Genomic DNA, 23,151 nt, shown 5'->3' on the forward strand with positions numbered 1-23,151 from the left:
CAAGCAGAACACGATAGCCTGCGCCTCGCAAGAAACGAAAGGTTGCTATGATGCCAGACACGATCTTCTTCAAATCCGATCGATTTCCTCCAACGCAGGAGGAGATCGAGTATGGTCGCAAAGAGGGCTACGAAAACACGGTCTTTGCCAAGCGACTGGCTGACTTTCTGGTATCTGAGTTGGGCGCGCGCGGATATGTAGCGCGCGCCATGAACCCGGATGTCATGAGCCTCTACGGCGAAAACTGCGAATACTTATCGATCGAACACCAAGAACCGTTCGATCTTGGTATGTTTTGTGGAAACTATGACGACGGGCATCTCCTCATGATACTCCCTGAAGGCAAATATGCGTGGAAACGCTTTCGACGGCATCATGCAGAACCTACGACACAGGCACTACAACAAACGCTCCTTGATACTCTGAACGCGGCAGATGGAATTACAGATGTCGTTCTGGGTTATGAATAATCAATCAACACCCCGTCCGTTGGGGTCCGACGTTTTGCCGACGCAAGTCCGACGCAAATCCGACAGCTAAAATCAAAGGTTTCCCATGTCCCCCCTCAAAATCAAAAAAGGCTCTACCAGCCACTCTGCCTACGACCTCCGACCCACATTCTCGGACAAGGAAGAACAGCACACGCTGGCGGTTCTGGTGGAAAACGAACCCGGCGTTCTGGCCCGTGTCATCGGGCTGTTCTCCGGGCGCGGCTATAACATCGACAGCCTGACAGTGGCCGAGGTGGATCATCTCGGCCACCGGTCCCGGATCACCATTGTGACCACCGGAACACCGCAGATCATCAACCAGATCAAGGCGCAGCTGGGCCGGATCGTGGACGTGCACAAGGTCAATGACCTGACCGTCGAAGGAAAATCAGTCGAACGGGAACTGGCGCTTTTCAAAGTGGTGGGAACAGGCGATCAGCGGATCGAGGCTATTCGACTTGCCGATATCTTCAGGGCAAATGTGGTCGATAGCACCTTGGAATCATTCGTTTTTGAGATCACAGGCACATCCGAGAAAATCGACGCTTTCGCCGATCTCATGCAGCCGCTCGGGTTGGAAGAAATCGCCCGAACCGGCGTTGCGGCGCTGTCACGCGGCGCCAACACCTGACGGGAAAACGTCCGCCCGAAGGGAGGCGACGAACGAATGTTTCTGCAGCCCCCCGCGCCCGATTGGGGCATGGCGCGGGGGGCGCGGGGTTGCCGATCAGAGGGCTGATCGGACGGGACCCTTTCGTTAGGACGGCAGCAGGCCGGCCTCAACACCTACAGAAATCTCGTCAGCATCCAGCAGGCCATCGCCTGTTGAATCGAGCGCTGTGAATTCATCTTCAGTCATCTCAGGCATCACTGCCTGCAACTCAGGAAAGCTGTACATCCCATCGCCGTTCACGTCGATCGCGGCGTCCTGTGCAAAAGCTGGAACAGCCAGCGTAGTCAGTACAGCAATAGGTGTCAGCAGCTTCATAGTACGGGTCATTTTCGTTCTCCTTTGAGGACATATAAGAAGGCTTTGTACCTTCGCCAAGAGACATGGCGGTCCTGATCGCTACTTACCATAGGCCCCTGAAAAATGGCAAAAAAGCGGCGCAGCGCCGCCAAATTAGAAACAATAATGCGCAATACGGCGCTGATGTTTCCAGATAGGCAATAGGTGTCCTATGATTATATCTGCAATTGGCAAAGTTTGGCCGCTGGGACACCCTTTTACCATTTTGCAGATGACATTTCTTGATTTCCGGCAACCGCCTAACGGCCCTTGCCCCTGCCGCACGGACGCGACACTCTGCGGCTGACACCACAAGGGACAGTGCCATGGCGCCGCGCAAGATCATCATTGATACCGACCCCGGGCAGGACGATGCCGTCGCTATTCTGCTGGCTCTCGCCTCGCCTGAAGATGTTGATCTTCTGGGGATCACAGCGGTGGCCGGCAATGTGCCTTTGCCGCTGACCCAGAAAAACGCGCGGATCGTCTGCGAACTGGCCGGACGCACCGATACGAAGGTATTCGCCGGGTGCGACGCCCCATTGGCACGCAAACTGGTCACCGCCGAACATGTTCACGGCAAAACCGGACTGGACGGACCACAGATGGATGACCCGACCATGCCGCTTCAGGATGAGCATGGTGTTGATTTCATTATCGAAACACTGCGCAGGGAACCGGCAGGCACGGTCACGATCTGCCCAATTGGCCCCTTGACCAACATCGCAACAGCATTTCAGCGCGCGCCTGATATTGTCGCCCGCGTGCAGGAAATCGTCCTGATGGGTGGCGCTTATTTCGAGGTCGGCAACATCACCCCTTCGGCCGAATTCAATATCTATGTGGACCCGGAAGCCGCCAAAGTGGTGTTCGGCGCCGGGGTGCCGCTGACCATGATGCCGCTGGACGTCACGCATCAGGCGCTGACGACACGACCGCGCGTCGACGCTTTCCGGTCCATGGGCACGAAAGTGGGTGATATGGTTGCCGCCTGGACCGATTTTTTCGAACGGTTCGATATGGAAAAATACGGCTCCGAAGGGGCCCCGCTGCATGATCCCTGCACCATCGCCTATCTGATCAATCCTGATCTGTTTCAGGGTCGGCATATCAATGTTGAGGTTGAAACCGGCTCCGACCTGACGCTCGGCATGACCGTTGCGGATTGGTGGCGGGTGACGAACAGGCCCGCAAACGCCGTATTCATGAAAGATATCAATGCCGAAGGGTTCTATACGCTGCTGGCCAAACGGCTTGCCAGACTGTAAACCAGCACTCCTTAAACAGAGCATCAGGCCCGACCGATCAACCAATCCGAGAGCGCGGCATTGGCACCCGATTAGACTCCAGAGGCCTTTTGGGGTATACTCAAGCTATTATTAACAAGTCTTTTTATTGATCGGACATTCAAATGCGTCGTTTACCAGTGTGCCTTCTTGGCATTTTTATCGTTTCTTTTGCATCCCTTGTGATCGCCGAAGGCGAGCTTCCCCCACACGCACCCGGCACGATCTGCATCACCCCAAAGGGCTGGTGTTTCGTGGATCAGGGTACTGTTGGCACCCCATGCGGCTGCGGAACCCCCGATGGCTACATCGAGGGCACCCATGGATAAGCGGATTGATATCGAAGCATTGGACGCGAACCGCGAAATTGATGAAGCCTACATTGATGATCTGATCACCGATGCCCGGCTTTATGCGACCTATGGGCGCTATGCAGGGTCGTTCAAGGACGAAAGGCTGTTTCAAACCATCGCCTCCAGCCTGCGACAGCGGCCGATCAGTCATCAGCTTGTTGTGGAGTTGCAGCAGATTTTGAACGACACAGCCCGCGATATCCCGTTTTCGACCGTGGCCGCGCTGAAGGCCGGCTGGACACCCGGGCGGGCACCGCTTCTGACCAAATGCATCACCTTCGGCCTTGTGATTGCTTCAATCATCCTGATGGTCGTCGTCGCGCGGCTGACCCTTGTCCATAACGAAGGCACCGGGCTGATCGCGCAAGCCGAAGAGCTGATGGCCGACAAACCCCAGCAATCCATTGACCGGCTGGTGCGCGAACACGTACTGGCCCGCCTCCAGATGGAAGAACGGGCCTCCACCGACCCAACCGGCCTGCCGCTCAACGACACCGTGTCGCTGTCACTTCTCGAAGCGAACGAGGCTGAACTGGGCGAAATCACGCGTCGCATGTCAAACCTGCGCGGCGAGATCGGCAATTACATCGCGGTCAGGGCCGTATTCCCACTGATCGGCATGAAAGAGATTTACTGCTTCAGCGGCCAATACTTCTACGACGCCTCGCAATCCTACCGCAGCCATTGTCCGGATGCCTCCATTGTCGCAGCGGCGCAAAGCCAGCAATTCCAGCAACTGGCAACAGATGCGCCCTGCCGAGAGGCGCTTTTGCCCGACACCGCTGACCCAAATGGAACCGCCTTCACCCGCTGGCGCGAGATGCTGGATGCGGAAAAGAAATCACTCGCCTGCAACGGCGTCATCGCCTCCACCGATTTCAGGGGCGTGCAGTTTGCCAAGAATGTCGAACAGTTACGCTGGCATGTGGGCTATTACGCGCTCTGGATCCTGCCCGCGCTTTACGGGGCCATGGGGGCGGTGATGTATCACATGCGTTATGTGCTCGACCCGCTGATGCCGCATCCCTCACTGATCCGCCTGCTACACCGGGTCGTGCTCGCCTCACTGGCCGGGATCGTGCTGGGCTGGTTCTACGCCCCCGGCTCCGCCATCGAACAGGCCGCGACCAGCGTGGGCTTCTCGCTCTTTGTGGTGTCGTTCCTCTTCGGGTTCAGTCTGGATATCTTCTTTGCCATGCTCGACCGTTTCGTAGCCTTCTCTGAACGGGCCGTGCGCGATGCGACCAAGCGCACTGATCATAGCACGCTGGCCTTTGCACGGCGCAAGCTGCCACTGGACGATACCCAAACGGCGATGGCCAAACCGGGACCAAAGGCAGCGCCGGACACAAAACCATCGGGGGTGTGATCTTGGGCGGCATGGCTTATATCCAATGGTATGAGCCAGCCAATCCCCTTCGATAACAGCTATGCCCGCCTGCCCGGGCATATGTTCACGTCCCTGCAGCCTACCCCGGTCAAGGCGCCCGAAGTCATCGCGACCAATGCTGATCTGGCGGCGATGCTGGGCATTGATCTGGCAGCCATGGACGCCGCACAGGTCTTTGGGGGTAACAGCGTACCCGACGGCGCCGCCCCGCTGGCACAGGCCTATGCCGGCCACCAATTCGGCAACTGGAACCCACAACTGGGCGACGGTCGCGCGATCCTGCTGGGCGAGGTTGTGGGCAGCGACGGCATCCGCCGTGATATCCAACTGAAAGGGGCCGGTCCCACCCCTTATTCGCGCAACGGCGACGGGCGCGCATGGCTCGGCCCCGTGATGCGCGAATATCTGGTGAGCGAGGCGATGCATGCCATGGGCGTCCCCACAACCCGCGCATTGGCCGCCGTCAGCACAGGCGAGCTGGTCTTTCGCGAAGATGCCCTGCCCGGCGCCATCATCACCCGCGTCGCCCAAAGCCATATCCGCGTCGGCACGTTCCAGTTCTTCGCGGCCCGCGGCGACATGGGCGCGCTGCAAGCGCTCACCAACCACGTGATCGCCCGGCACTACCCCGATGCGGCTGGCCCGGCAGACCTCCTCGATCTGGTCATCGCACGCTACGCCCAACTGATCGCCAAATGGATGGGGCTGGGGTTCATCCACGGGGTCATGAATACCGATAACGTCTCAATCGCGGGCGAAACCATCGACTATGGGCCCTGCGCCTTTATCGACGATTTCCACCCGGATTCCGTCTTCAGCGCTATCGACCAGTTCGGGCGCTACGCCTACTCCAACCAGCCCGGCATCGGGGCCTGGAACATGGCGCAATTCGCCACTGCCCTGATCCCGCTGATGGATGACCGGGACAAGGCGATCGAGGATTTCACCGCCGCCGTCCACCGCTTCCCCCCGCTTTACGAAGCCGCGTGGCTGACCACCTTCGGGGCAAAACTGGGGCTGGCCGACCCAACGCCGGACGATGCGCAACTGATCACAGACCTGCTGGATCTGATGGAAAAGGACAGCGCGGATTTCACCAACACATTCGCCAATCTCGGTTCGGAAAATGCACGCGATCAGTTCCTCGACCGTGATGCGTTCGACGCCTGGGCGCAGCGCCGGCACGACCGGGCACCCGACCCCGCGCTGATGGCTGCTAGTAACCCCAAGATCATCCCGCGCAATCACCGGGTGGAAGAGGTCATCAGCTCCGGGCGCAACGGGGATCTTGCCCCGTTTCACACCTTGCTTGACGCCGTAACCCAACCTTTCGCAGACCTGACGGACGATACCGCCCCTTACGCCCGGCCACCGACCACGGATGAACGGGTCACACGGACATTCTGCGGGACCTGACAGGGCGATTGATCAACACCAGCCCAATCGCTACCAGAACCAGCGCGCCAATCAGGTCCGGCCCAATCTCTTCCTCCAGCAACAACCAGCCCAGCGCAACCGCCAGCACCGGCGTCAGAAAGCTGAACGAGGCAACGCCAGAGGCCGGATAGATCGACAGCAACCAAAGCCAGAAGATGAACCCGGCACTGACGACGATCACGATCTGAAACACCAAACCGGCAATGTGAATTGGTGCAAGATCACGAATAAACGGGCCAAAAAAGAACGCCGCCAGCAGCAAGATCGGGGCAGACACGGCTACCTGCCAGAAAAGCTGAATTTCGGGCCGGACCCTTGCCAATGGCGACGCCTTGGCCAGCAACGCGGTCAATGCCCATCCCCAGGCCGCAGCAAGTGCGGCCAGATCACCCCAGAAATTACCGTCGCCCTCGGCACGGCGCAGGATCGCGAGACAAACCCCGGCAAAGGCCAGCGTCAGCCCCACCGCCTTGGTCGGGGTCAAACGGTCATCGGGGATCACGAAATGCGTCATGATCGCCAGCCACACAGGCATCGAATAAAAGATCACGGCGGATCGGCTGACCGTCGTCAGATCAAGTGCGATGAACATGCACAGAAATTCGAACGCGAACGTCAGGCCAATCGCCCAACCGGCCAGCAACGTACCCTTTTCAAAACGCAGCGGAATGCCCCGCCACCTCATCCACAGCCAGATGCACAGGACCGCACCAGCCGACCGGACACCGGCGAAAAACACAGGCTGCAGACCATCATTGGTGACCTTGATCACCACCTGATTGAACGCCAGCAGCATTGAAAAGCCAGTCAGGGCAACCGCACCAAAAAGATCAATCTGGGATTTCCGTTCCATCCGCGCACCAGACGGGCGCATATGAGCGAAGTCAAGCGGTTGTCAGTCGCCCAGCATCCATTCACCCTCCGGCCAGAACGCATGGAAGGCAAAGGCAAACATCACATCATGGGCAATGTCATTGCCCGCCGCATCGGTCACCCGGACATTGCCAACCTCCTTGCCTTCGCCCAACCGCCCGGCATCCAGCGCAGAGGCCTGCCCTTCGGCCCAGCGCAGCGTCACACCGGCCTCGGTCACGCGGCCCGCATCGGCCAAGCGGGTCAGCGGCCAGGCCCTGTCACCGACACGCACAACCCGGGCAAGGGCGGGAATGTCATGCGGCGGCAACTCACCCGAATACAGAAACGGACGCGCCGAACTGTCATAGCGGACATATGGATTGGCGCCGTAATTCCGCGCGAAATCCGGCTGCGCCATCACCAAGCCGCCCGGATTGCGACTGACAAACGCATCCCAGCTTTCCATCCAGCTTGGCAGGCTTTGCAGCTCCGTGCCGGTCAACGCGCCCACAATCGCCTCACCAATGGCTTGCTGCCACCAGCTTTCGGTCTGGCGATCATACATGATCATGTCCGAATGGCGCAGCTTGCCCGACACACCAAAGCTCAGCACGCCCGCATCCGTGCGCCGGTCAAAGGTGATGCCCGAATTGCACAGCGGACAGAACGTGACGGCCACAGGGATACCGCCCACCTCATCATTCACGATCTCATGCCAGGTCAGATAACGGATCGGATAGGCGCGGGGCACCGCGCCTTCGATCTCAAGCGTGATGACAGGTTCGCGCGGCGTCAGTCGGTTTTCTTCCGATGCTGGTATGAATGTTGGATCGTCCAGCGCCGGTATCCCATCCTTGGGCGGCCCGCCCGACAGGATTTCGACCCAGTTCTCTACACTGGTATTCGCAAAATCCGTATTGGGCCAGTCGCGCGACCAGACTTCCGGACTGGCCACGGCCATACCGGCAGCAAAACAAAATGAAAGGACAAAGGTGATCAGGCGCATGGCAGTCTCCGCGTCGTTTCATGCAGACTGGCCGATGAGCATCACGCGGCATAGCCCCCTCGCAGCAAAGTGAGGGGGCTGGCCTGTTTCGTTACTCGGTCACGCGAACCTCGGTCATCACGTCAGGTTTGCCGATCACAGCACCATTGGGGCCGGTCCCGCGCTTGATCGCGTCGACAATCTCCATGCCGGATGTGACCTCACCCACCACGGTGTATTGCCCGTTCAGGAAATAACCGGGCTCGAACATGATAAAGAACTGGCTGTTGGCCGAATTTGGGTTCTGCGCCCGCGCCATACCAATAATCCCACGTTCAAACGGACGATCCGAAAACTCCGCCGGAATATCGTCAAACTGCGACCCACCCGTGCCCGCACGGGACAGATCGCCGCCCATAACACCGTTCTGCACATCACCCGTCTGCGCCATGAAGCCATCAATCACCCGGTGAAAGACGACACCGTTGTAATCGCCAGCCTCCGCAATCGCCGTGATCTGGGCGGCATGCAGCGGTGCGATATCCTCGAACAGGTCGATGACAATCGTGCCATTCGCCTCGCCTTCGACATCAATCTCCAGCCCTGCGCTGAACGCAGGCGCGGCCATCACGGCCAGAACTGCTGCCAGCTTATACATCTGCGGCCACCCTGACGCTGATCATCCGGTCAGGGTTCATCGGCGGCTCGCCCCGGTTGATAGCATCCACATGCTCCATCCCGGACACGACCTGACCATAGACGGTATACTGGCCATTCAGGAAATCATTGTCCTTGAAGTTGATAAAGAACTGGCTGTTGGCCGAATTGGGGTTCTGCGACCGGGCGGCGCCCAGGCTGCCGCGGGCATGCGGGATCTTGGAAAACTCGGCTGGCAGATCAGGCAGATCAGAGCCACCCGTGCCCGCACGGCCAATATTGAAATCCTTTTCCATATTACCATTGGCCACATCACCGGTCTGCGCCATGAACCCGTCAATCACCCGGTGAAAACACACATTGTCATAGGCACCCGCACGGGCCAGTTCCTTCATCCGGGCGGTATGCTGCGGGGCCACATCGGGCAGCAGCTCAATAGTCACATCGCCGCCCTTCAGGGTCATGATGATCGTGTTTTCGGGGTCTTTGATATCGGCCATGGGTCACTCCTTACCTCTGCGTTGCGCACTGACATATGGCTTGCGCACGTGATTGCCAACCCGCCCCTGTTGACGCGGGCAGCGCATTGCCGCAACAAGCCTCGTGAAACCGCATCACTGGGGGAATGAACGATGGGCTGGAAAACACTCGACGATATGGATTTCGCAGGCAAGCGCGCGCTGGTGCGGGTCGACATCAACGTCCCCGTCGAAGACGGGACCGTCACCGACACCACAAGGATCGAACGGATCGTGCCCACGGTCGAAGATATCCAGGACAAAGGCGGCAAGGTCATTCTGATGGCCCATTTCGGGCGGCCTAAAGGCAAGGTCGTGCCGGATATGTCGCTGGAAATCATCGCCCCTGCCGTAGCCGATGTGCTCGGCCTGCCGGTGACATGGGTCAATTCCGACTACGCTGATGCAGTGTCCGAGATGGAGGGGGACGAGGTTCTGCTGATGGAGAACCTCCGCTTCAACCCCGGCGAGGAAAAGAATGACGAAGGTTTCGCCAAACGGCTCGCCTCGCTCGGGGATATCTATGTCAACGATGCGTTTTCCGCCGCCCACCGCGCCCATGCCAGCACCGAAGCGATTGCGCGGCTCCTGCCCGCCTGTGCCGGGCGCCTGATGGCCGAAGAACTCGGCGCGCTGGAAAAGGCGCTTGGCCATCCCGAACGGCCCGTCGTCGCCGTCGTCGGCGGGGCCAAGGTATCCACCAAACTCGACCTGCTTGGCAATCTGGTGGGCAGGGTCGATCATCTTGTGATCGGCGGCGGCATGGCCAACACCTTCCTCGCCGCGCAGGGGATCAATGTCGGCAAATCGCTTTGCGAACATGATCTGGCCGACACTGCCCGGGACATCCTGAAAAAGGCCGAAGCCGCAGGATGCGAAATCATCCTGCCCCGCGACATCGTCGTCGCCCGCGAATTCCGGGCCGGTGCCGCCAACGAAACGCTCGCCCCTGACGCCTGCCCCGATGATGCGATGATCCTTGATGCCGGCCCCGCAACCGTCGCCTATATCAGCGAGGTGCTGGAGCAGGCCAAGACACTGGTCTGGAACGGCCCGCTGGGGGCGTTCGAAATCGAACCCTTCGATGCCGCCACAAACGCAGCCGCCAAAAAGGCCGCCGCATTGTCCAAGGTCGGGCGGCTCACCTCTGTCGCCGGTGGCGGCGATACGGTCGCGGCCCTGAACCAGGCCGGTGTCGCGGATGATTTCACCTACATCTCCACCGCTGGCGGGGCTTTCTTGGAATGGATGGAAGGTAAGACCCTGCCGGGCGTCGCGGCCCTGGGGTAAACACCCCTGACGTAGCGTCACAAAGAACACTCTTGATAATGAACGCCGTTCACATGATATGAACATCGTTCACAAGGAGTGCATCATGACCTACAAATCCCTTACCGTCTGCGCGACCATCGCCCTGACGATCGCAACACCCACCTTCGCCCAGGATCGCGACCCCCAGGCCACATTGGGCGAATTCTTCTCGCCCGACCGCATCGCGATGGCCATCGCGAATACCGGCATCTCGGCCATCCGCACACGGATGGAACTGCAATACGACCACATGTCTGCAGACCCGATGCGCGGCATCGTGTCGATCTCCGGCATCGTCGCGCGCCCCCTTCTGCCCTACGATCAGGCCCGCCAATGCGAAATCACGATCGAACGCGCAACGCTCAGCAGCGACTTCGCGCAACCTTTCCAGACCGCGGCGGAAATCAACCTCAACCTGATTGGCGCGCGCGCCAGCCTCGCCTGTGTGGAACGCGACATCGCCCTGGCCCTGCGCACCGCTGGCTACAAGGACGTGCCACTCGATCAATTCAAGATCCGCGCCAGCTATGAATACACGACCGGCGAAACCGCATTGGACAGCACTGTCGCCATCAACGGCTTCGGCATTCTGGATTATTCGGCCAGCGGCACCATCCTGCCCCGGCTCAGCGATTACGGATATCCCGGTGACCCGGCGGTCCGCGTCTCGCGCGCCGTTGTCACGCTCAAGGATGATGGCGGCTGGGCAGCCATGTCCGCCGTTCTACCCGAAAACCTGCGCGACCCTGTGACCATCCGCGAACTGGGGACTGAGTTTGTTTCACAAGCCCTTAGCGAAGGTGGGTTGCGCCCGCTTGGCGCGGTGGAACGCAATTTCATCGGTGAACTGATGACAGAGGTTGAGGCGTTCGTGACCGATCCCGGCGAAATCACCATTCAGGCCGATCTGCCGCCCGGCGGCATCGTCATCGAACCCGATCTCTACGACACACCACAAACGCTGATCGCCGCTTTGGGCTTGCAAGCACGCAGCACGCCTCTGGCGCGCAGCCAGATCCTGACCACCGCCGATCTGGCCGCCCTGCAGACACCTGACAACCTGTCGGCCACACAGCGGATCAGTCTTGCGACTGCATTGCTCGACGGCACGGGCGTACCCCGCAGCGGCGCGCTGGTGCCTGACTTGCTGACACCATTGCTCGATGATCCGGATAATGCAGGTCCCGCTGCCGCACTACTGGCCCGCGCCACCGAAAACAGCGATATTCCCGCCGCCTACGGCTATGCACTGATTGCTGCCGCAGACAACATGCCCGGCGCCGTCGCGCAGCTTGACCGGCTGGAGGCGCGGATGACAACGCAGGCGGTGCTGGCCGCGCAAGCGGACTACCTGACGACGACACAGGCACCCGCAGCCATCACCCTTGTCTCAGGCGATAACCCCCGCGATCTGCGGACGCTGGCGCTCAATTACTTCGCCGGAACCGGCGAGGCGCGGTCCTACGCCCGCGCCTATTACTATGCGCTTCTGGCCGAGGCCGCAGGCGATATCGCCGCAACCTCCCTGCGCGAAGAGATCGAGGCACGGTTCGGCGCACGCGGACCAGAGGTGGCACAGGTCTGGCGTGGTATCGCTGCCGAAATGCAGCAGCGTGCGATCACCGACTGGATCAACGGCGACCTGCCAGCGCAATATCTGACCAGTAACTAACAAATCGCTTGGGCACCGGGCGGGGCATTTATCCCGCCCGGTGCCCGCAAAACTGCCATACGCTTTGCCGACGCAATTCAGACGCGATGCCGACAGCACATTTCCCAGCAAGAATTGGCGTTAACCATTGATTCGCGGCTTTGTCGCGAAATCACCGTTCGGTGGGGGGCCACGCAACACCTGTCACGGCCCGCCAATCTTCCTGCAATCTGTTAGCGCCACCACAATTGCAACAGCCAAACCCGTCGCTTAGAACGTTCCTTAACGGGCCTCTGTCCCGCTCTTCGTCTCATTGTTTAAGGTGAATTTCTCATGTCAAATCAGGAACAAGCAGCGCAAATCCGCAGCGCCGACGGCTTCATCGCCGCACTGGATCAAAGTGGCGGATCAACCCCCAAGGCACTCGCCGCCTACGGCATTGACGCCGACGCCTATTCCAATGACGCCGAAATGTTCGACCTGATCCACGCCATGCGCAGCCGTATCGTGAACGCGCCTTCCTTTACCGGCGACAAGATCATCGGCGCCATCCTGTTCGAAATGACTATGGATCGCGAGATCGGTGGCAAACCGTCCGCCCAATATCTTTGGGAAGACCGCCATGTCGTCCCTTTTCTCAAGATTGACAAAGGGTTAGAGGCTGAAAGCGACGGCGTGCAGCTGATGAAACCGATGGATCATCTCGACACGCTCCTGCCCCGCGCCGCCGCCGCCGGCATCTTTGGCACCAAAATGCGGTCGGTCATCAACGCCGCCTCCGCCAGCGGGATCGCGGCCAATGTTGCCCAGCAATTCGAAGTCGGCAAACAGGTCCTTGGCCACGGCCTCGTCCCGATCCTCGAGCCCGAGATCAACATCAAGATGACCGATAAGGCCGACGCCGAAGAATTGCTGCGCGACGAAATCCTCGCCCATCTCAACAAACTCGAACCCGATCAGCACATCATGCTGAAACTGACGCTGCCAGAGCAGCCGAACATCTACCAACCCCTTGTCGATCATCCCAACGTCATGCGGGTCGTGGCCCTGTCCGGCGGCTACAGCCGCGATGAAGCGAACGCGCGCCTATCCAAGAACAAAGGCGTCGTCGCCAGCTTCTCCCGCGCCCTGACCGAAGGTCTGTCCGCCCAGCAAAGCGACGATGCGTTCAATGAAACGCTCGGCCAAACCATTGACGAAATCTTCGCCGCCTCCGTCGCGGGATAACCTGCGGAAACATCAGCGAAAAGAGTGACTTCCGACATTTAGGGGATTCACATTGCATTGCGTTTGTGCGATTCTTGCCCAAAGTCGCCCGTCAGAGGCGATGTGATGAGGCAAGCCGATGTTACGACGCAACCGTCCCCCGCTGGGCACAGTTTTCTATTTTCTGGGCGCGCTAATGCTGGGCCTCTATTTCACCTTTGCCGCCGTGCAAGGTGATTACGGTCTGTTCAAACGCATTGAAGTCAAAGCCGAAGGTCAAGCGTTGGAAGTTGAACTTGCCGGCCTTGAAGCCGAAGTCGCCCGGATGGAAAACCTGACGACCCGGCTGTCGGATACCTATCTTGATCTGGACCTGCTGGACGAACAGGCCCGCGACGTGCTTGGCCTGATCCGCGCGGACGAAATCGTCATTCGCTAGGTGCAATCCGGCTATGATCGTGGCTGGTGACGATACGTCACTTTGCCCCTCGCAATTCTTCCGAACATGCTCTAAAAGATAGTTTAACGCTAAACTATATTGCACAAGCGCCGGAGGATAGCACATGCCGCCTAAAAAGAAGGCCGCCGCGAAACCCAACGTCTCAGCCGAGGAATTGCTAGGACATTACCGTGAAATGCTGCTGATCCGCAGGTTCGAGGAAAAGGCGGGCCAACTTTACGGCATGGGCCTCATTGGTGGCTTCTGTCACCTCTATATTGGACAGGAAGCGGTTGTTGTGGGCCTAGAGGCCGCAGCAGAGGAAGGCGACAAGCGTGTCACATCCTATCGCGACCATGGCCATATGCTGGCCTGCGGCATGGACCCCAAAGGGATCATGGCCGAACTGACCGGGCGCGAAGGCGGCTTTTCCAAAGGTAAAGGCGGCTCCATGCACATGTTCTCGAAAGAGAAGGATTTTTATGGCGGGCACGGGATTGTCGCGGCACAAGTTCCGCTGGGTGCCGGCTTGGCCTTTGCCGATAAATACAAGGGCAATGATCGCGTGACATTCACCTATTTTGGTGATGGTGCGGCCAACCAGGGTCAGGTCTATGAGACCTACAACATGGCCGAACTCTGGGACCTGCCGGTGGTTTTTGTCATTGAAAACAACCAGTACGCCATGGGGACATCGGTAAAACGCTCAACCAAGTCTCCATCGCTGTGGGAGCGCGGAGCCGCTTACGGTATTCCCGGCGAAGAGGTAGACGGCATGAACGTTTTGGCCGTCAAAGAGGCCGGTGAACGCGCCGTCGCCCACTGCCGGGCAGGCAAAGGACCGTACATTCTGGAAGTGAAAACCTATCGGTATCGCGGCCACTCCATGTCCGATCCGGCCAAATACCGGACCCGCGAAGAAGTCCAGAAGATGCGCGATGAGCGGGACCCAATCGAACAGGTCCGCGAGATGCTGCTGACAGGCAAACATGCATCCGAAGACGACCTGAAGGCGATCGACAAAGAGATCAAGGGCATCGTCAACGAAGCGGCCGAATTCTCCAAGGAAAGCCCGGAGCCCGCGCTGGAGGAGCTTTGGACCGATATCTACGCAACAGAAATCCCGCAGGAGGCTTGAGCCATGGCAACTGAAATTCTTATGCCCGCCCTGTCCCCTACAATGGAAGAAGGCACGCTGGCTAAATGGCTGGTCAAGGAAGGCGATACCGTGTCGTCAGGCGACATCATGGCCGAGATTGAAACCGACAAGGCCACGATGGAATTCGAGGCCGTGGACGAAGGTGTCGTCGGCAAGATCCTGATCGAGGAAGGTACCGAGAACGTCAAAGTGAATACGCCCATCGCCATTCTGGTGGAAGAAGGTGAAGACGTACCGGAAGCCAGCGCAGCACCCGCTGCCGCGAAATCCGAAGAGCAGACATCGGAAACCACCGAAGAAATGCCGGCAAAAGCGCCTGCTGTTGCAGCACCTGCGGCACCGGCCCCGGATGCAACGCCAGATTGGGATGAAAGCGTTGAGGTCAAGCAAACGACCGTCCGCGAGGCACTGCGCGACGCCATGGCCGAAGAGATGCGCCGCGATGACAACGTGTTCCTGATGGGGGAAGAGGTCGCCGAGTATCAAGGTGCCTATAAGATCAGTCAGGGCCTGCTCGATGAATTCGGTGCCAAACGGGTGATCGACACCCCAATCACAGAGCACGGTTTTGCCGGGATCGGTGTGGGTGCAGCCTTTGGCGGGCTGAAGCCCATCGTTGAATTCATGACGTTTAACTTCGCCATGCAAGCTATTGACCAGATTATCAACTCTGCTGCCAAGACGCTTTATATGTCCGGTGGCCAGATGGGCGCGCCAATGGTGTTCCGTGGCCCCAACGGTGCCGCCGCCCGCGTGGGCGCGCAGCACTCACAGGACTACGCAGCATGGTACATGCAGGTGCCGGGCCTAAAGGTCTGCATGCCGTATTCCGCCGCTGACGCGAAGGGGTTGATGAAAACCGCGATCCGCGATCCCAACCCGGTGATTTTCCTCGAGAATGAAATTCTTTACGGCAAGTCATTTGATGTGCCTGCGATGGATGATTTCACCATCCCCTTCGGCAAGGCCAAGATCGAACGCGCCGGGGATGATGTGACAATCGTCAGCTTTGGCATCGGGATGACCTACGCGCTGGAAGCGGCTGAGAAACTGGCCGAAGACGGTATCAATGCCGAGGTGATCAACCTGCGCACGCTACGTCCCATGGATACCGATACGATCCTCGCATCGGTCCGCAAGACCAATCGCTGTGTGACGGTTGAGGAAGGCTGGCCACAAGGCAGCGTTGGTGGCTATATCAGCTCGGTCATTATGCAAGAGGCGTTTGACTATCTCGACGCCCCGGTGATCACCTGCACGGGCAAGGATGTCCCGATGCCTTATGCCGCCAATCTTGAAAAGCACGCACTGGTGACGACAGATGAAGTGGTCGATGCCTGCAAGCAAGTGACCTACCGGTAGGTGCCCGGATGAAACATAGCCCACTTTGCAGCCGGGACGGCGGGACCGAAATCATGTTTACGGCCAAGGACGGCGATACCAAGTATCAATTCATTGTGCCGAGTGAATTGCTTGATGACGAATGTGGCGACGCGGCTACTGAGGTCGCGCGCAAGACTTGGGTAAACAACCATCTTTCCGAAATCCTAGCTGTCCGCACCGGTCTGGCTACTCAATCCCCATTCAACCGTGTCCGCGTCGAGGAGATAGCCTAATGCCCACAGAAATCTTGATGCCCGCCCTGTCACCCACCATGGAGGAAGGCACGCTGGCGAAATGGCACGTCAAGGAAGGCGATACCGTATCGTCCGGCGATGTCATGGCCGAGATCGAGACAGACAAGGCCACGATGGAATTCGAGGCCGTGGATGAAGGCGTGATCGGCAAAATTATCGTCCCCGAAGGCACCGAAGGCGTGAAAGTCAACGACGTCATCGCCGTCCTGCTGGAAGAAGGCGAAAGCGCCGATGATATCGGCACGGTGTCTGCCAAATCGGATAGCGGTTCATCCAACGCCGCCCCGGCAGAGGCAAGCGACAAGACCGCCCCGGCAAAGGGTCACGGGCGTGGCGAAACCGATGCGACACCCGCACCGGCCGCAACCAAGGGTGCCGATGGGAATCGTATCTTCGCCACCCCTCTCGCCCGGCGGATTGCAGCGGATAAGGGCCTTGATCTGGCAGACATCAAAGGCTCCGGCCCGCATGGCCGGATCATCAAGGCAGATGTTGAGAAGGCCCAGCCCGGCGCGAAACCAGCCAAGGCGGATACACCCGGTGCCAAATCGGAAGCGCCTGCCGCTGTTATGGCGGCCGGACCAAGTACCGATTTGGTGCTGAAAACCTACGAAGGCCGCCCGTTTGAAGAGGTCAAGCTGGACGGGATGCGCAAGACTATCGCCGCCCGCCTGACCGAGGCCAAGCAATCGGTGCCGCATTTCTATCTGCGTCGCGATATCCAGCTTGATGCGCTGATGAAGTTCCGCAGCCAATTGAACAAGCAACTTGAACCGCGTGGCGTCAAGCTGTCGGTCAATGACTTCATCATCAAGGCTTGCGCCCTGGCCCTGCAGCAAGTGCCCGAGGCAAACGCTGTTTGGGCGGGCGACCGCACTTTGCAGTTTGAGAAATCGGACGTGGCCGTTGCTGTCGCTATCGAGGGAGGTTTATTCACGCCTGTGCTGAAAGATGCCGACATGAAATCCCTGTCGGCACTATCTGCAGAAATGAAGGATCTCGCCACCCGCGCCCGCGACCGCAAGCTGGCGCCACATGAATATCAGGGCGGCAGCTTCGCCATTTCGAACCTTGGCATGTTCGGCATCGACAACTTCGACGCCATCATCAATCCACCGCACGCCGCCATTCTGGCCGTCGGCGCTGGCGTCAAGAAACCGATTGTCGGTGATGATGGCGAATTGACTGTTGGGATCGTCATGTCGGTGACATTGTCAGTCGACCACCGAGTAATCGACGGCGCATTGGGTGCGAACCTGCTGCAGGCCATCAAGGATAACCTTGAAAGCCCGATGACCATGTTGGCCTAATTCCAGGTTATTAAATGAAAGACGCGGACCTCGTATGGGGCCCGCGTTTTGTTGTTATTCGATTTGACCTAAAATTTGATCCATCGATATCGACGGTTGTGAGCACCCCGCTTCACCGACGATTTTGGCGGGCACGCCGGCAACGGTTTTCATCGGCGGCACCTCTGCCAGCACGACTGAACCTGCCGCGATCCGACTGCAATGCCCCACGGTGATGTTGCCCAACACTTTGGCACCCGCCCCGATCAAGACACCATTGCCAATCTTCGGATGACGATCATCGTCTTCTTTGCCAGTGCCGCCCAACGTGACCGAATGCAGCATCGAAACATTGTCGCCAACAACGGCGGTTTCGCCGATCACGATAGAATGGGCATGGTCAATCATAATCCCCTTCCCGATGCGCGCAGCAGGATGAATATCGACGCCGAAAATCTCACTTACTCGCATTTGTACGAAATAGGCAAGGTCGCGACGCTTGGTTTCCCAAAGCCAATGCCCAAGCCGGTAGGACTGAACCGCCTGAAATCCCTTAAAAAACAGCAGGGGCTGCATGAAACGATGACAGGCGGGGTCACGGTCATAGATCGCCACGAGGTCAGCACGCGCTGCGGCTGCCAACTCAGGTGCGGCCACATAGGCTGCATCGGCAATTTCGCGCAAAATCTGCTCGGACATCTCAGGCGAGGCCAATTTCATCGAAATCCGATAAGCCAGCGCATTCTCGAAGGTCTTGTGATGCAGCACGCCCGCATGAATCAGGCCACCCATCAAAGGCTCGTCAGCGATAGCCTGCTCAGCCTCTTCGCAGATCCGATGCCATACAGGATCAACCTCGGTCAGGGATGGTTTGAGATGCGCCATGGCGAAGTTCCTTGTTCTGGAACTTCTGGTTTAGTCCAATCTTGGGCTCTTCGCCAAGAACAATCCTGTGATATGCTAGATCAGGCGGCGTGATGCTTTGCTTTGTCAGACAGATGTGTTGCGATCAAAGCAATACAGTCAAGATATTCGGCGTCGCAGCGGTCGGGACGGCGCCCTTTAGGATAGCGGCTGGCCGCAGACATCAAAGTCCCCGTGCCAAAAACCGGATGAGGCCGCCGCAACCGCTTTCGAAAGCGGTCCGCAGTATCGGAATCCTCGCATATCCTGGCAACCGTCCCGAGTCTCGCTTCAGGTCGGACTGCCAGTAAAGCAAGGGCGACAACCTCGATATCGGCCAATTGCACTGGACGCATGGCTATGAGGCTTGCATCACAAGCGTGGTGAAGGGGCCGGCGCCATAGCGCGCAGAAACCTGTGCAACCTCAATGGCAAACGCGGATGTCCCGACCTCTGACACCATGTCGGCGGTGGCATAGGTCCACTGAGGCACGGTCAAGGCCTCCTGACGTCGCACCAGCCCATTCTGAACCACACGCAAGATATAGCTCTCTGTTTCTTCACCCAAGGGGATGTCCCCATCCGCCCAGATGTCGCCATCAATCCGGCTACACCTGATCCATTTTGCCTCAAGCCCGGTTGCTGATGGTGATGCGCGCAAATGGGCCACCGGATAAGGGCGCAACCCATTGCCCTGAAACACATATGTCTCATACTTAAAGCTCGGCGTATTGATCGGGCTTTTCGCGGGGCCATACCGAAAATGCCGGGTATTTCCGCGCGATGCGGTTGGCTGGGCGATCTGCTCAGGCACGCCATTCAACAGCACGACGCGGCTGCCTGCTGGCCAGACATCCGGCATCAAACCGCGGGTTCCGGCTTGGCCTCTTAGCATTCCACGCAAGGCATACTGTCGCGCCGCCAGCGGTATCGCATCGCGAAACTGCACAATTTCCCAGAAGTCGGCGGTTCCATCACCAATCGCAAACGTGTTTGCCCCCGCCAACAAGGCCTCAACACCAGTGGAGCTGAGCTCACCCGTCACCAACTCCACCTTCAGCCCCGTCTGACGATCCCAGATCCCTGCCGGACCGCGCGCCAGATCGGATTGGGTGATCCCCATGGTCGCTGTATCCGATATCAGGTCCTGCAGGACATAATCACTGTCCTGTGCCGCACCATAAAGGGCGATAGTCCCGGGCCACGGCCGACCCGATGCAGCAACATAAGGCGCCGTCGGCTGTTCATCACCGGTCAGCAAAGGCAAATCCATAAACAGCATTTCAACCGGCACCGGGCCAACAAAGGGCTGCAATACAACTGCTTCGTCCACGGTTGTCTGTTGGCGATACGCTTCGGCATCAATTCGCGTCGCTTCGACCAGCCGCAAACCGGCCTCGTCCACCCGGTCAATACGATAGGTGCCCCGGTGATCAGCCGTTTCAACGGACACAACATCACCAGCACCCACAGCAATCTGTGACGGTGGCAACGCAAACTCAGCCGTATCACGACCGACCCGCGCCTCTTGCAGCCAACGGGATACCGTATGGCGACCTTCGTTGCGGGTCAGCGCCAGCGGTACTTCCGTCCGGGCAACACCAAAACTCACCTTGTCAGGATGAACCGCCTCGGTCGCAATCGCTTCATAGTCGCCATCCGCACTCAGATAGGACAGTTGCACGCGACCGGCAATTTCCGTCGCCGGTGCCCTTGTCAAAGAGATGGATCGATCTTTCTCAGCATCAATCGCCAGGGTGTCGTCGGTCACCACATGATCAACGCGGCCGTCCCGATTCTGGAAAACTAGCACCCCGTCCCGTTCCATCACCTCAAAACCATATGCCATCATCAACGGTTGCAAAGCGGCACGCGCCGATCCGGTATCGCGGACGCTATAGCCGCGCACCACACCGTAAAGGCGTGAGACGTCAAATGACGTCACCCCCGACCGGGTACAAATCTCGGCTACAACGGATGCGAGCGACCTGTTGGTTGCGCGTCCGTTCAACCAATGCCCGCGCGCATAATTGTCCCCATCCGACCATAGGCTGCGATTGCCGGGGAAAAACGGATATGGGCGCGCATCCCAGGCCCAGACATGCATACGGTCGGTTTCGACCATCCGGCCGTCATATTCGCTCGAAGTTGGATTATTGGCCTCATCCGAAAAATGGGCATAGACCGCGCGCAAATACTGCATCTGTATGAAGTCATCGCGATTGCCGTTTGAGTAGTAGGGCAACTGCGATTCCGACGATTTGGGATCGATGAACTTGTTGGGCTGATTGGCCCCCTTGTCGATGGCCACACAACCGAATTCCGTAAACCAAATCGGCTTACTCATCGGGACCCAAGGCGTGTGCTCTACTTGCCGTACGCCATCAATGCGGTTGTTGTGCTGATGGCTCCACCACCCTAGAAAATCCTTGTAGCGCCAGACCCACAGCTCTCCGTCACCGTCTGTGATCGGTGTCCGGCGCTGCGCATCACGCGCCTCGGGCGACGGATAATACCAATCATAGCCTTCCCCACCGGCAACATTGGCCCCAAGATAATCCAAATCATAGATCGACCCGGCCGACGCATCGGCATGATCCTCACCATCGCGCCAATCAGCGATCGGCATGTAGTTGTCGACCCCGATGAAATCGATATTCGGGTCGGCCCACAAAGCATCCAGATGAAAGAATTTATCGTTCGTTCCAGCAGGCTGATAGCCATGATACTCCGACCAGTCAGCGGCATAGCTGATCTTGCAATCGGGCCCCAGAATTCCACGAACCTCACCAGCCAGAATTCGCAGCGCCTCAACAGCAGGGAAACTGTTGGCTGCCCCGCGGATTTGTGTCAGCCCGCGCATCTCTGACCCAATACAAAAGGCCGAAACGCCACCAGCTGCCGCGCAGAGATGTGCGTAATGCAGAATAAACCTGCGATAGCCCCATGCGCCTGGGCCCGAATAGTTGACCTGTGTGCCGGAGATCGAAAAGTCGCCAACCGCTGCCGTTCCCATAAAGGCGGCAACCTCTGCATCGGCAGCGGCAGTGCCATCGGGTGTGCCGGTCTGTGTTGGGGCCAGCGACGTCGTAATACGGCCGCGCCAGGGCAAGACGGGCTGTCCGACCTGTCCGGTCCAAGGATCCGGCAGACTGTTATCAGCCAGTTGTTCCATCAAGATAAACGGATAGAAAACCGGCTCCAATCCGCGCGCTTTCATATCCCTGATTGCTTCGACAACCGATGCATCGGTCGGTGTACCCCCGTAAACGGGCTCACCTTCCAGCAGGGGAACCCAAGCAGCAGTGCTGCGTGTTTGTCCGGCCACACGCCAAGGCATTGCAGCGGCATCAGCCTGTTTTTGTTCTACCTTCGGCTGAACGCTGCAATTAGCGCAACGCAGGTCATCGCCAAACCAAGACACCACCATAACAACGGATTTGCACGACGGTAATTCCTCTTGCAGCCCATCCATGGACACCGAAAAGTCGGTACCGCCCAATGGTGAGTTTGTGTTGATGGCAAGCTGCTGGCCATAAGCCGCCGACAGATAGATCGGGGACGTTGCCAAAGCGTATTCCCCCGTGCCCGGGATCAGGGCAACGCCCCCGACCAGATCATGCAAATCCTGCAATTCATCCGGCGCGTCCGCCGGACCAGGCCGCATGACCTCGAATGAGAATTGGGGGATACGATTACCAAATTGCTCCAGCTGCAAAGCCTCAAAGACGACATAAGCCGTCCCACGATACGCTGGCGTATTCTCGACACCTTCGACCGCAGCAATCTTTGGGTCTGGCAATTGATCGGACGTGCCGCGATACAGACGCATATTCAGATCGTCACGCGACACTTCGACACCATCAGCCCAGATGCGCCCCACACGGGAAATGGTCCCCTCACAAAGGGCAACCGCCATGCTGACTGAATAGGAATACTTGGTTGTCTTGGGCTGGGGTGAGGACCCCTTCCCACCTCCGCCGCTGGTCTGGCTTGTTTCGCGAAACTGCGTGGCCCAGATCACCTGCCCAGACACCCGCATCCGCCCGTAGATCTGCTGAAGGTCCGCGCCCTCACCGGCGGCCGTGAGGCGAAACCGGTCAACCCGGCCCGTCTCAATCGGTTCACTACCGGAACCCAGAAGCTGCTGATCAATGCGGCGCCCGATGGCTGCACCCGCCGCGCGACCAATCGTTGCCATCGACAACCCCAGAACAGAGCCACCAATGGAGCCACCAACAGCCATACCCGCAGCGGAAAGAGCGATTGTCGCCATAAGTATTATCCTTGTGAAACTGTGAAACGTGCAGCGATGCGCCGACGCCATGGGTCGGACAACGGGCTTTCGACCACCCCGTGTCCGGTATAGGCATGAATGAAATGCGGAGCTGGCTCGACCTGCGAAAGAATGCCCAGATGCTTCGCCACAGCATCGTCCTGTGTGGATGGTCCCTGCAAAGCAAGACTTTTTTCGAAGCAGTTAGCAATTTGTCAGATACGGTCTTGTGTTCGGCCTGTTCGCGCGGTTCTTAGGTCCGCTGGCCTTGATGGTTTCCGCAGATCAAGTCCCCATTC

21 protein-coding genes and 1 pseudogene are annotated in these 23,151 nt (G+C 58.6%); 14 read left to right on the top strand and 8 right to left on the bottom strand.

Translation table 11 applies throughout. The features are described 5' to 3' along the window. Positions 1-50: 50 nt before the first annotated feature. Both ACFWW2_RS15640 and ilvN read left to right on the top strand, forming a co-directional pair. Positions 51-470, top strand: a complete 420-nt coding sequence (locus tag ACFWW2_RS15640) for a hypothetical protein (protein ID WP_393929361.1) — start codon at positions 51-53, stop codon at positions 468-470. Between the two features lie 85 nt (positions 471-555). Continuing rightward, entirely contained in the window at positions 556-1,122 is a 567-nt protein-coding gene (gene ilvN, locus ACFWW2_RS15645; RefSeq protein ID WP_393929363.1) for an acetolactate synthase small subunit, read from the top strand. Positions 1,123-1,248: 126 nt separating this feature from the next. On the opposite strand, the gene ACFWW2_RS15650 is transcribed toward ilvN, so the two are convergent. After that, complete coding sequence (locus tag ACFWW2_RS15650; protein ID WP_393929365.1) at positions 1,249-1,491, bottom strand: hypothetical protein; 243 nt, start codon at positions 1,489-1,491, stop codon at positions 1,249-1,251. A 335-nt stretch (positions 1,492-1,826) separates the two neighbouring features. Here ACFWW2_RS15650 and ACFWW2_RS15655 point away from each other — a divergent pair, with 335 nt between their 5' ends. The 4 genes from ACFWW2_RS15655 (at position 1,827) to ACFWW2_RS15670 (ending at position 5,945) form a co-directional block, all read left to right on the top strand. Then, on the top strand, positions 1,827-2,768 hold the full coding sequence (locus ACFWW2_RS15655; protein ID WP_393929367.1) for a nucleoside hydrolase: 942 nt from the start codon (positions 1,827-1,829) through the stop codon (positions 2,766-2,768). Positions 2,769-2,911: 143 nt separating this feature from the next. Then, entirely contained in the window at positions 2,912-3,115 is a 204-nt protein-coding gene (locus ACFWW2_RS15660) for a hypothetical protein (RefSeq protein ID WP_393929369.1), read from the top strand. Beyond that, a complete protein-coding gene (locus ACFWW2_RS15665) occupies positions 3,108-4,508 on the top strand; it encodes a hypothetical protein (protein WP_393929371.1) in 1,401 nt (466 codons plus the stop codon). The genes ACFWW2_RS15660 and ACFWW2_RS15665 overlap by 8 nt, the downstream gene beginning before the upstream one ends. Positions 4,509-4,538: 30 nt before the next feature. After that, complete coding sequence (locus ACFWW2_RS15670; protein WP_393929373.1) at positions 4,539-5,945, top strand: protein adenylyltransferase SelO; 1,407 nt, start codon at positions 4,539-4,541, stop codon at positions 5,943-5,945. Here the strand turns inward: ACFWW2_RS15670 and ACFWW2_RS15675 are convergent. The 4 genes from ACFWW2_RS15675 to ACFWW2_RS15690 all read right to left on the bottom strand — a co-directional run bounded on the left by ACFWW2_RS15675 (position 5,920) and on the right by ACFWW2_RS15690 (position 8,963). Beyond that, the gene (locus ACFWW2_RS15675) at positions 5,920-6,819 is read right to left on the bottom strand and encodes a DMT family transporter (RefSeq protein ID WP_393929375.1); all 900 of its coding nucleotides are present in this window, start codon (positions 6,817-6,819) and stop codon (positions 5,920-5,922) included. The two genes, ACFWW2_RS15670 and ACFWW2_RS15675, sit on opposite strands and share 26 nt — an antisense overlap. A gap of 42 nt (positions 6,820-6,861) precedes the next feature. After that, positions 6,862-7,827, bottom strand: a complete 966-nt coding sequence (locus tag ACFWW2_RS15680; RefSeq protein ID WP_393929377.1) for a DUF3179 domain-containing protein — start codon at positions 7,825-7,827, stop codon at positions 6,862-6,864. Positions 7,828-7,918: 91 nt separating this feature from the next. After that, the gene (locus ACFWW2_RS15685; protein WP_393929379.1) at positions 7,919-8,464 is read right to left on the bottom strand and encodes a peptidylprolyl isomerase; all 546 of its coding nucleotides are present in this window, start codon (positions 8,462-8,464) and stop codon (positions 7,919-7,921) included. After that, the gene (locus tag ACFWW2_RS15690) at positions 8,457-8,963 is read right to left on the bottom strand and encodes a peptidylprolyl isomerase (protein WP_393929381.1); all 507 of its coding nucleotides are present in this window, start codon (positions 8,961-8,963) and stop codon (positions 8,457-8,459) included. Before ACFWW2_RS15690 ends, ACFWW2_RS15685 begins: the two co-directional genes overlap by 8 nt. 132 nt (positions 8,964-9,095) lie before the next feature. Here ACFWW2_RS15690 and ACFWW2_RS15695 point away from each other — a divergent pair, with 132 nt between their 5' ends. From ACFWW2_RS15695 to ACFWW2_RS15730, 8 genes are all read left to right on the top strand, one after another. Further along, complete coding sequence (locus ACFWW2_RS15695) at positions 9,096-10,271, top strand: phosphoglycerate kinase (RefSeq protein WP_393929383.1); 1,176 nt, start codon at positions 9,096-9,098, stop codon at positions 10,269-10,271. 85 nt (positions 10,272-10,356) lie between these two features. Beyond that, positions 10,357-11,964 carry a hypothetical protein gene (locus ACFWW2_RS15700; protein ID WP_393929385.1) on the top strand — a complete coding sequence of 536 codons (1,608 nt, stop codon included), beginning with the start codon at positions 10,357-10,359 and terminating at the stop codon, positions 11,962-11,964. A 312-nt stretch (positions 11,965-12,276) separates the two neighbouring features. Beyond that, complete coding sequence (locus ACFWW2_RS15705; RefSeq protein ID WP_393929387.1) at positions 12,277-13,170, top strand: fructose bisphosphate aldolase; 894 nt, start codon at positions 12,277-12,279, stop codon at positions 13,168-13,170. A 118-nt stretch (positions 13,171-13,288) separates the two neighbouring features. Beyond that, positions 13,289-13,588 carry an FtsB family cell division protein gene (locus ACFWW2_RS15710; protein ID WP_393929389.1) on the top strand — a complete coding sequence of 100 codons (300 nt, stop codon included), beginning with the start codon at positions 13,289-13,291 and terminating at the stop codon, positions 13,586-13,588. 124 nt (positions 13,589-13,712) lie between these two features. After that, complete coding sequence (gene pdhA / locus ACFWW2_RS15715) at positions 13,713-14,726, top strand: pyruvate dehydrogenase (acetyl-transferring) E1 component subunit alpha (RefSeq protein ID WP_393929391.1); 1,014 nt, start codon at positions 13,713-13,715, stop codon at positions 14,724-14,726. Between the two features lie 3 nt (positions 14,727-14,729). Beyond that, positions 14,730-16,109: a pyruvate dehydrogenase complex E1 component subunit beta gene (locus ACFWW2_RS15720; RefSeq protein WP_393929393.1), complete on the top strand. Its 1,380-nt coding sequence runs from the start codon at positions 14,730-14,732 to the stop codon at positions 16,107-16,109. An 8-nt stretch (positions 16,110-16,117) separates the two neighbouring features. Further along, positions 16,118-16,363, top strand: coding sequence for a hypothetical protein (locus tag ACFWW2_RS15725; protein WP_393929395.1), 246 nt, complete (start codon positions 16,118-16,120; stop codon positions 16,361-16,363). Further along, positions 16,363-17,694, top strand: a complete 1,332-nt coding sequence (locus tag ACFWW2_RS15730) for a pyruvate dehydrogenase complex dihydrolipoamide acetyltransferase (protein WP_393929397.1) — start codon at positions 16,363-16,365, stop codon at positions 17,692-17,694. Before ACFWW2_RS15725 ends, ACFWW2_RS15730 begins: the two co-directional genes overlap by 1 nt. Before the next feature lie 54 nt (positions 17,695-17,748). On the opposite strand, the gene cysE is transcribed toward ACFWW2_RS15730, so the two are convergent. The 3 genes and pseudogenes from cysE to ACFWW2_RS15745 form a co-directional block, all read right to left on the bottom strand. Then, positions 17,749-18,558, bottom strand: coding sequence for a serine O-acetyltransferase (gene cysE / locus ACFWW2_RS15735; protein ID WP_393929399.1), 810 nt, complete (start codon positions 18,556-18,558; stop codon positions 17,749-17,751). A gap of 376 nt (positions 18,559-18,934) precedes the next feature. Further along, positions 18,935-22,852, bottom strand: coding sequence for a glycoside hydrolase TIM-barrel-like domain-containing protein (locus ACFWW2_RS15740; protein WP_393929401.1), 3,918 nt, complete (start codon positions 22,850-22,852; stop codon positions 18,935-18,937). 5 nt (positions 22,853-22,857) lie between these two features. After that, a pseudogene (locus ACFWW2_RS15745) lies at positions 22,858-23,013 on the bottom strand (peptidase); the annotation flags it as partial. Positions 23,014-23,151: the final 138 nt, after the last annotated feature.

The organism is Yoonia sp. R2-816 (genome assembly GCF_046762905.1).
In the GTDB taxonomy this organism is placed as follows: Bacteria; Pseudomonadota; Alphaproteobacteria; order Rhodobacterales; family Rhodobacteraceae; genus Yoonia.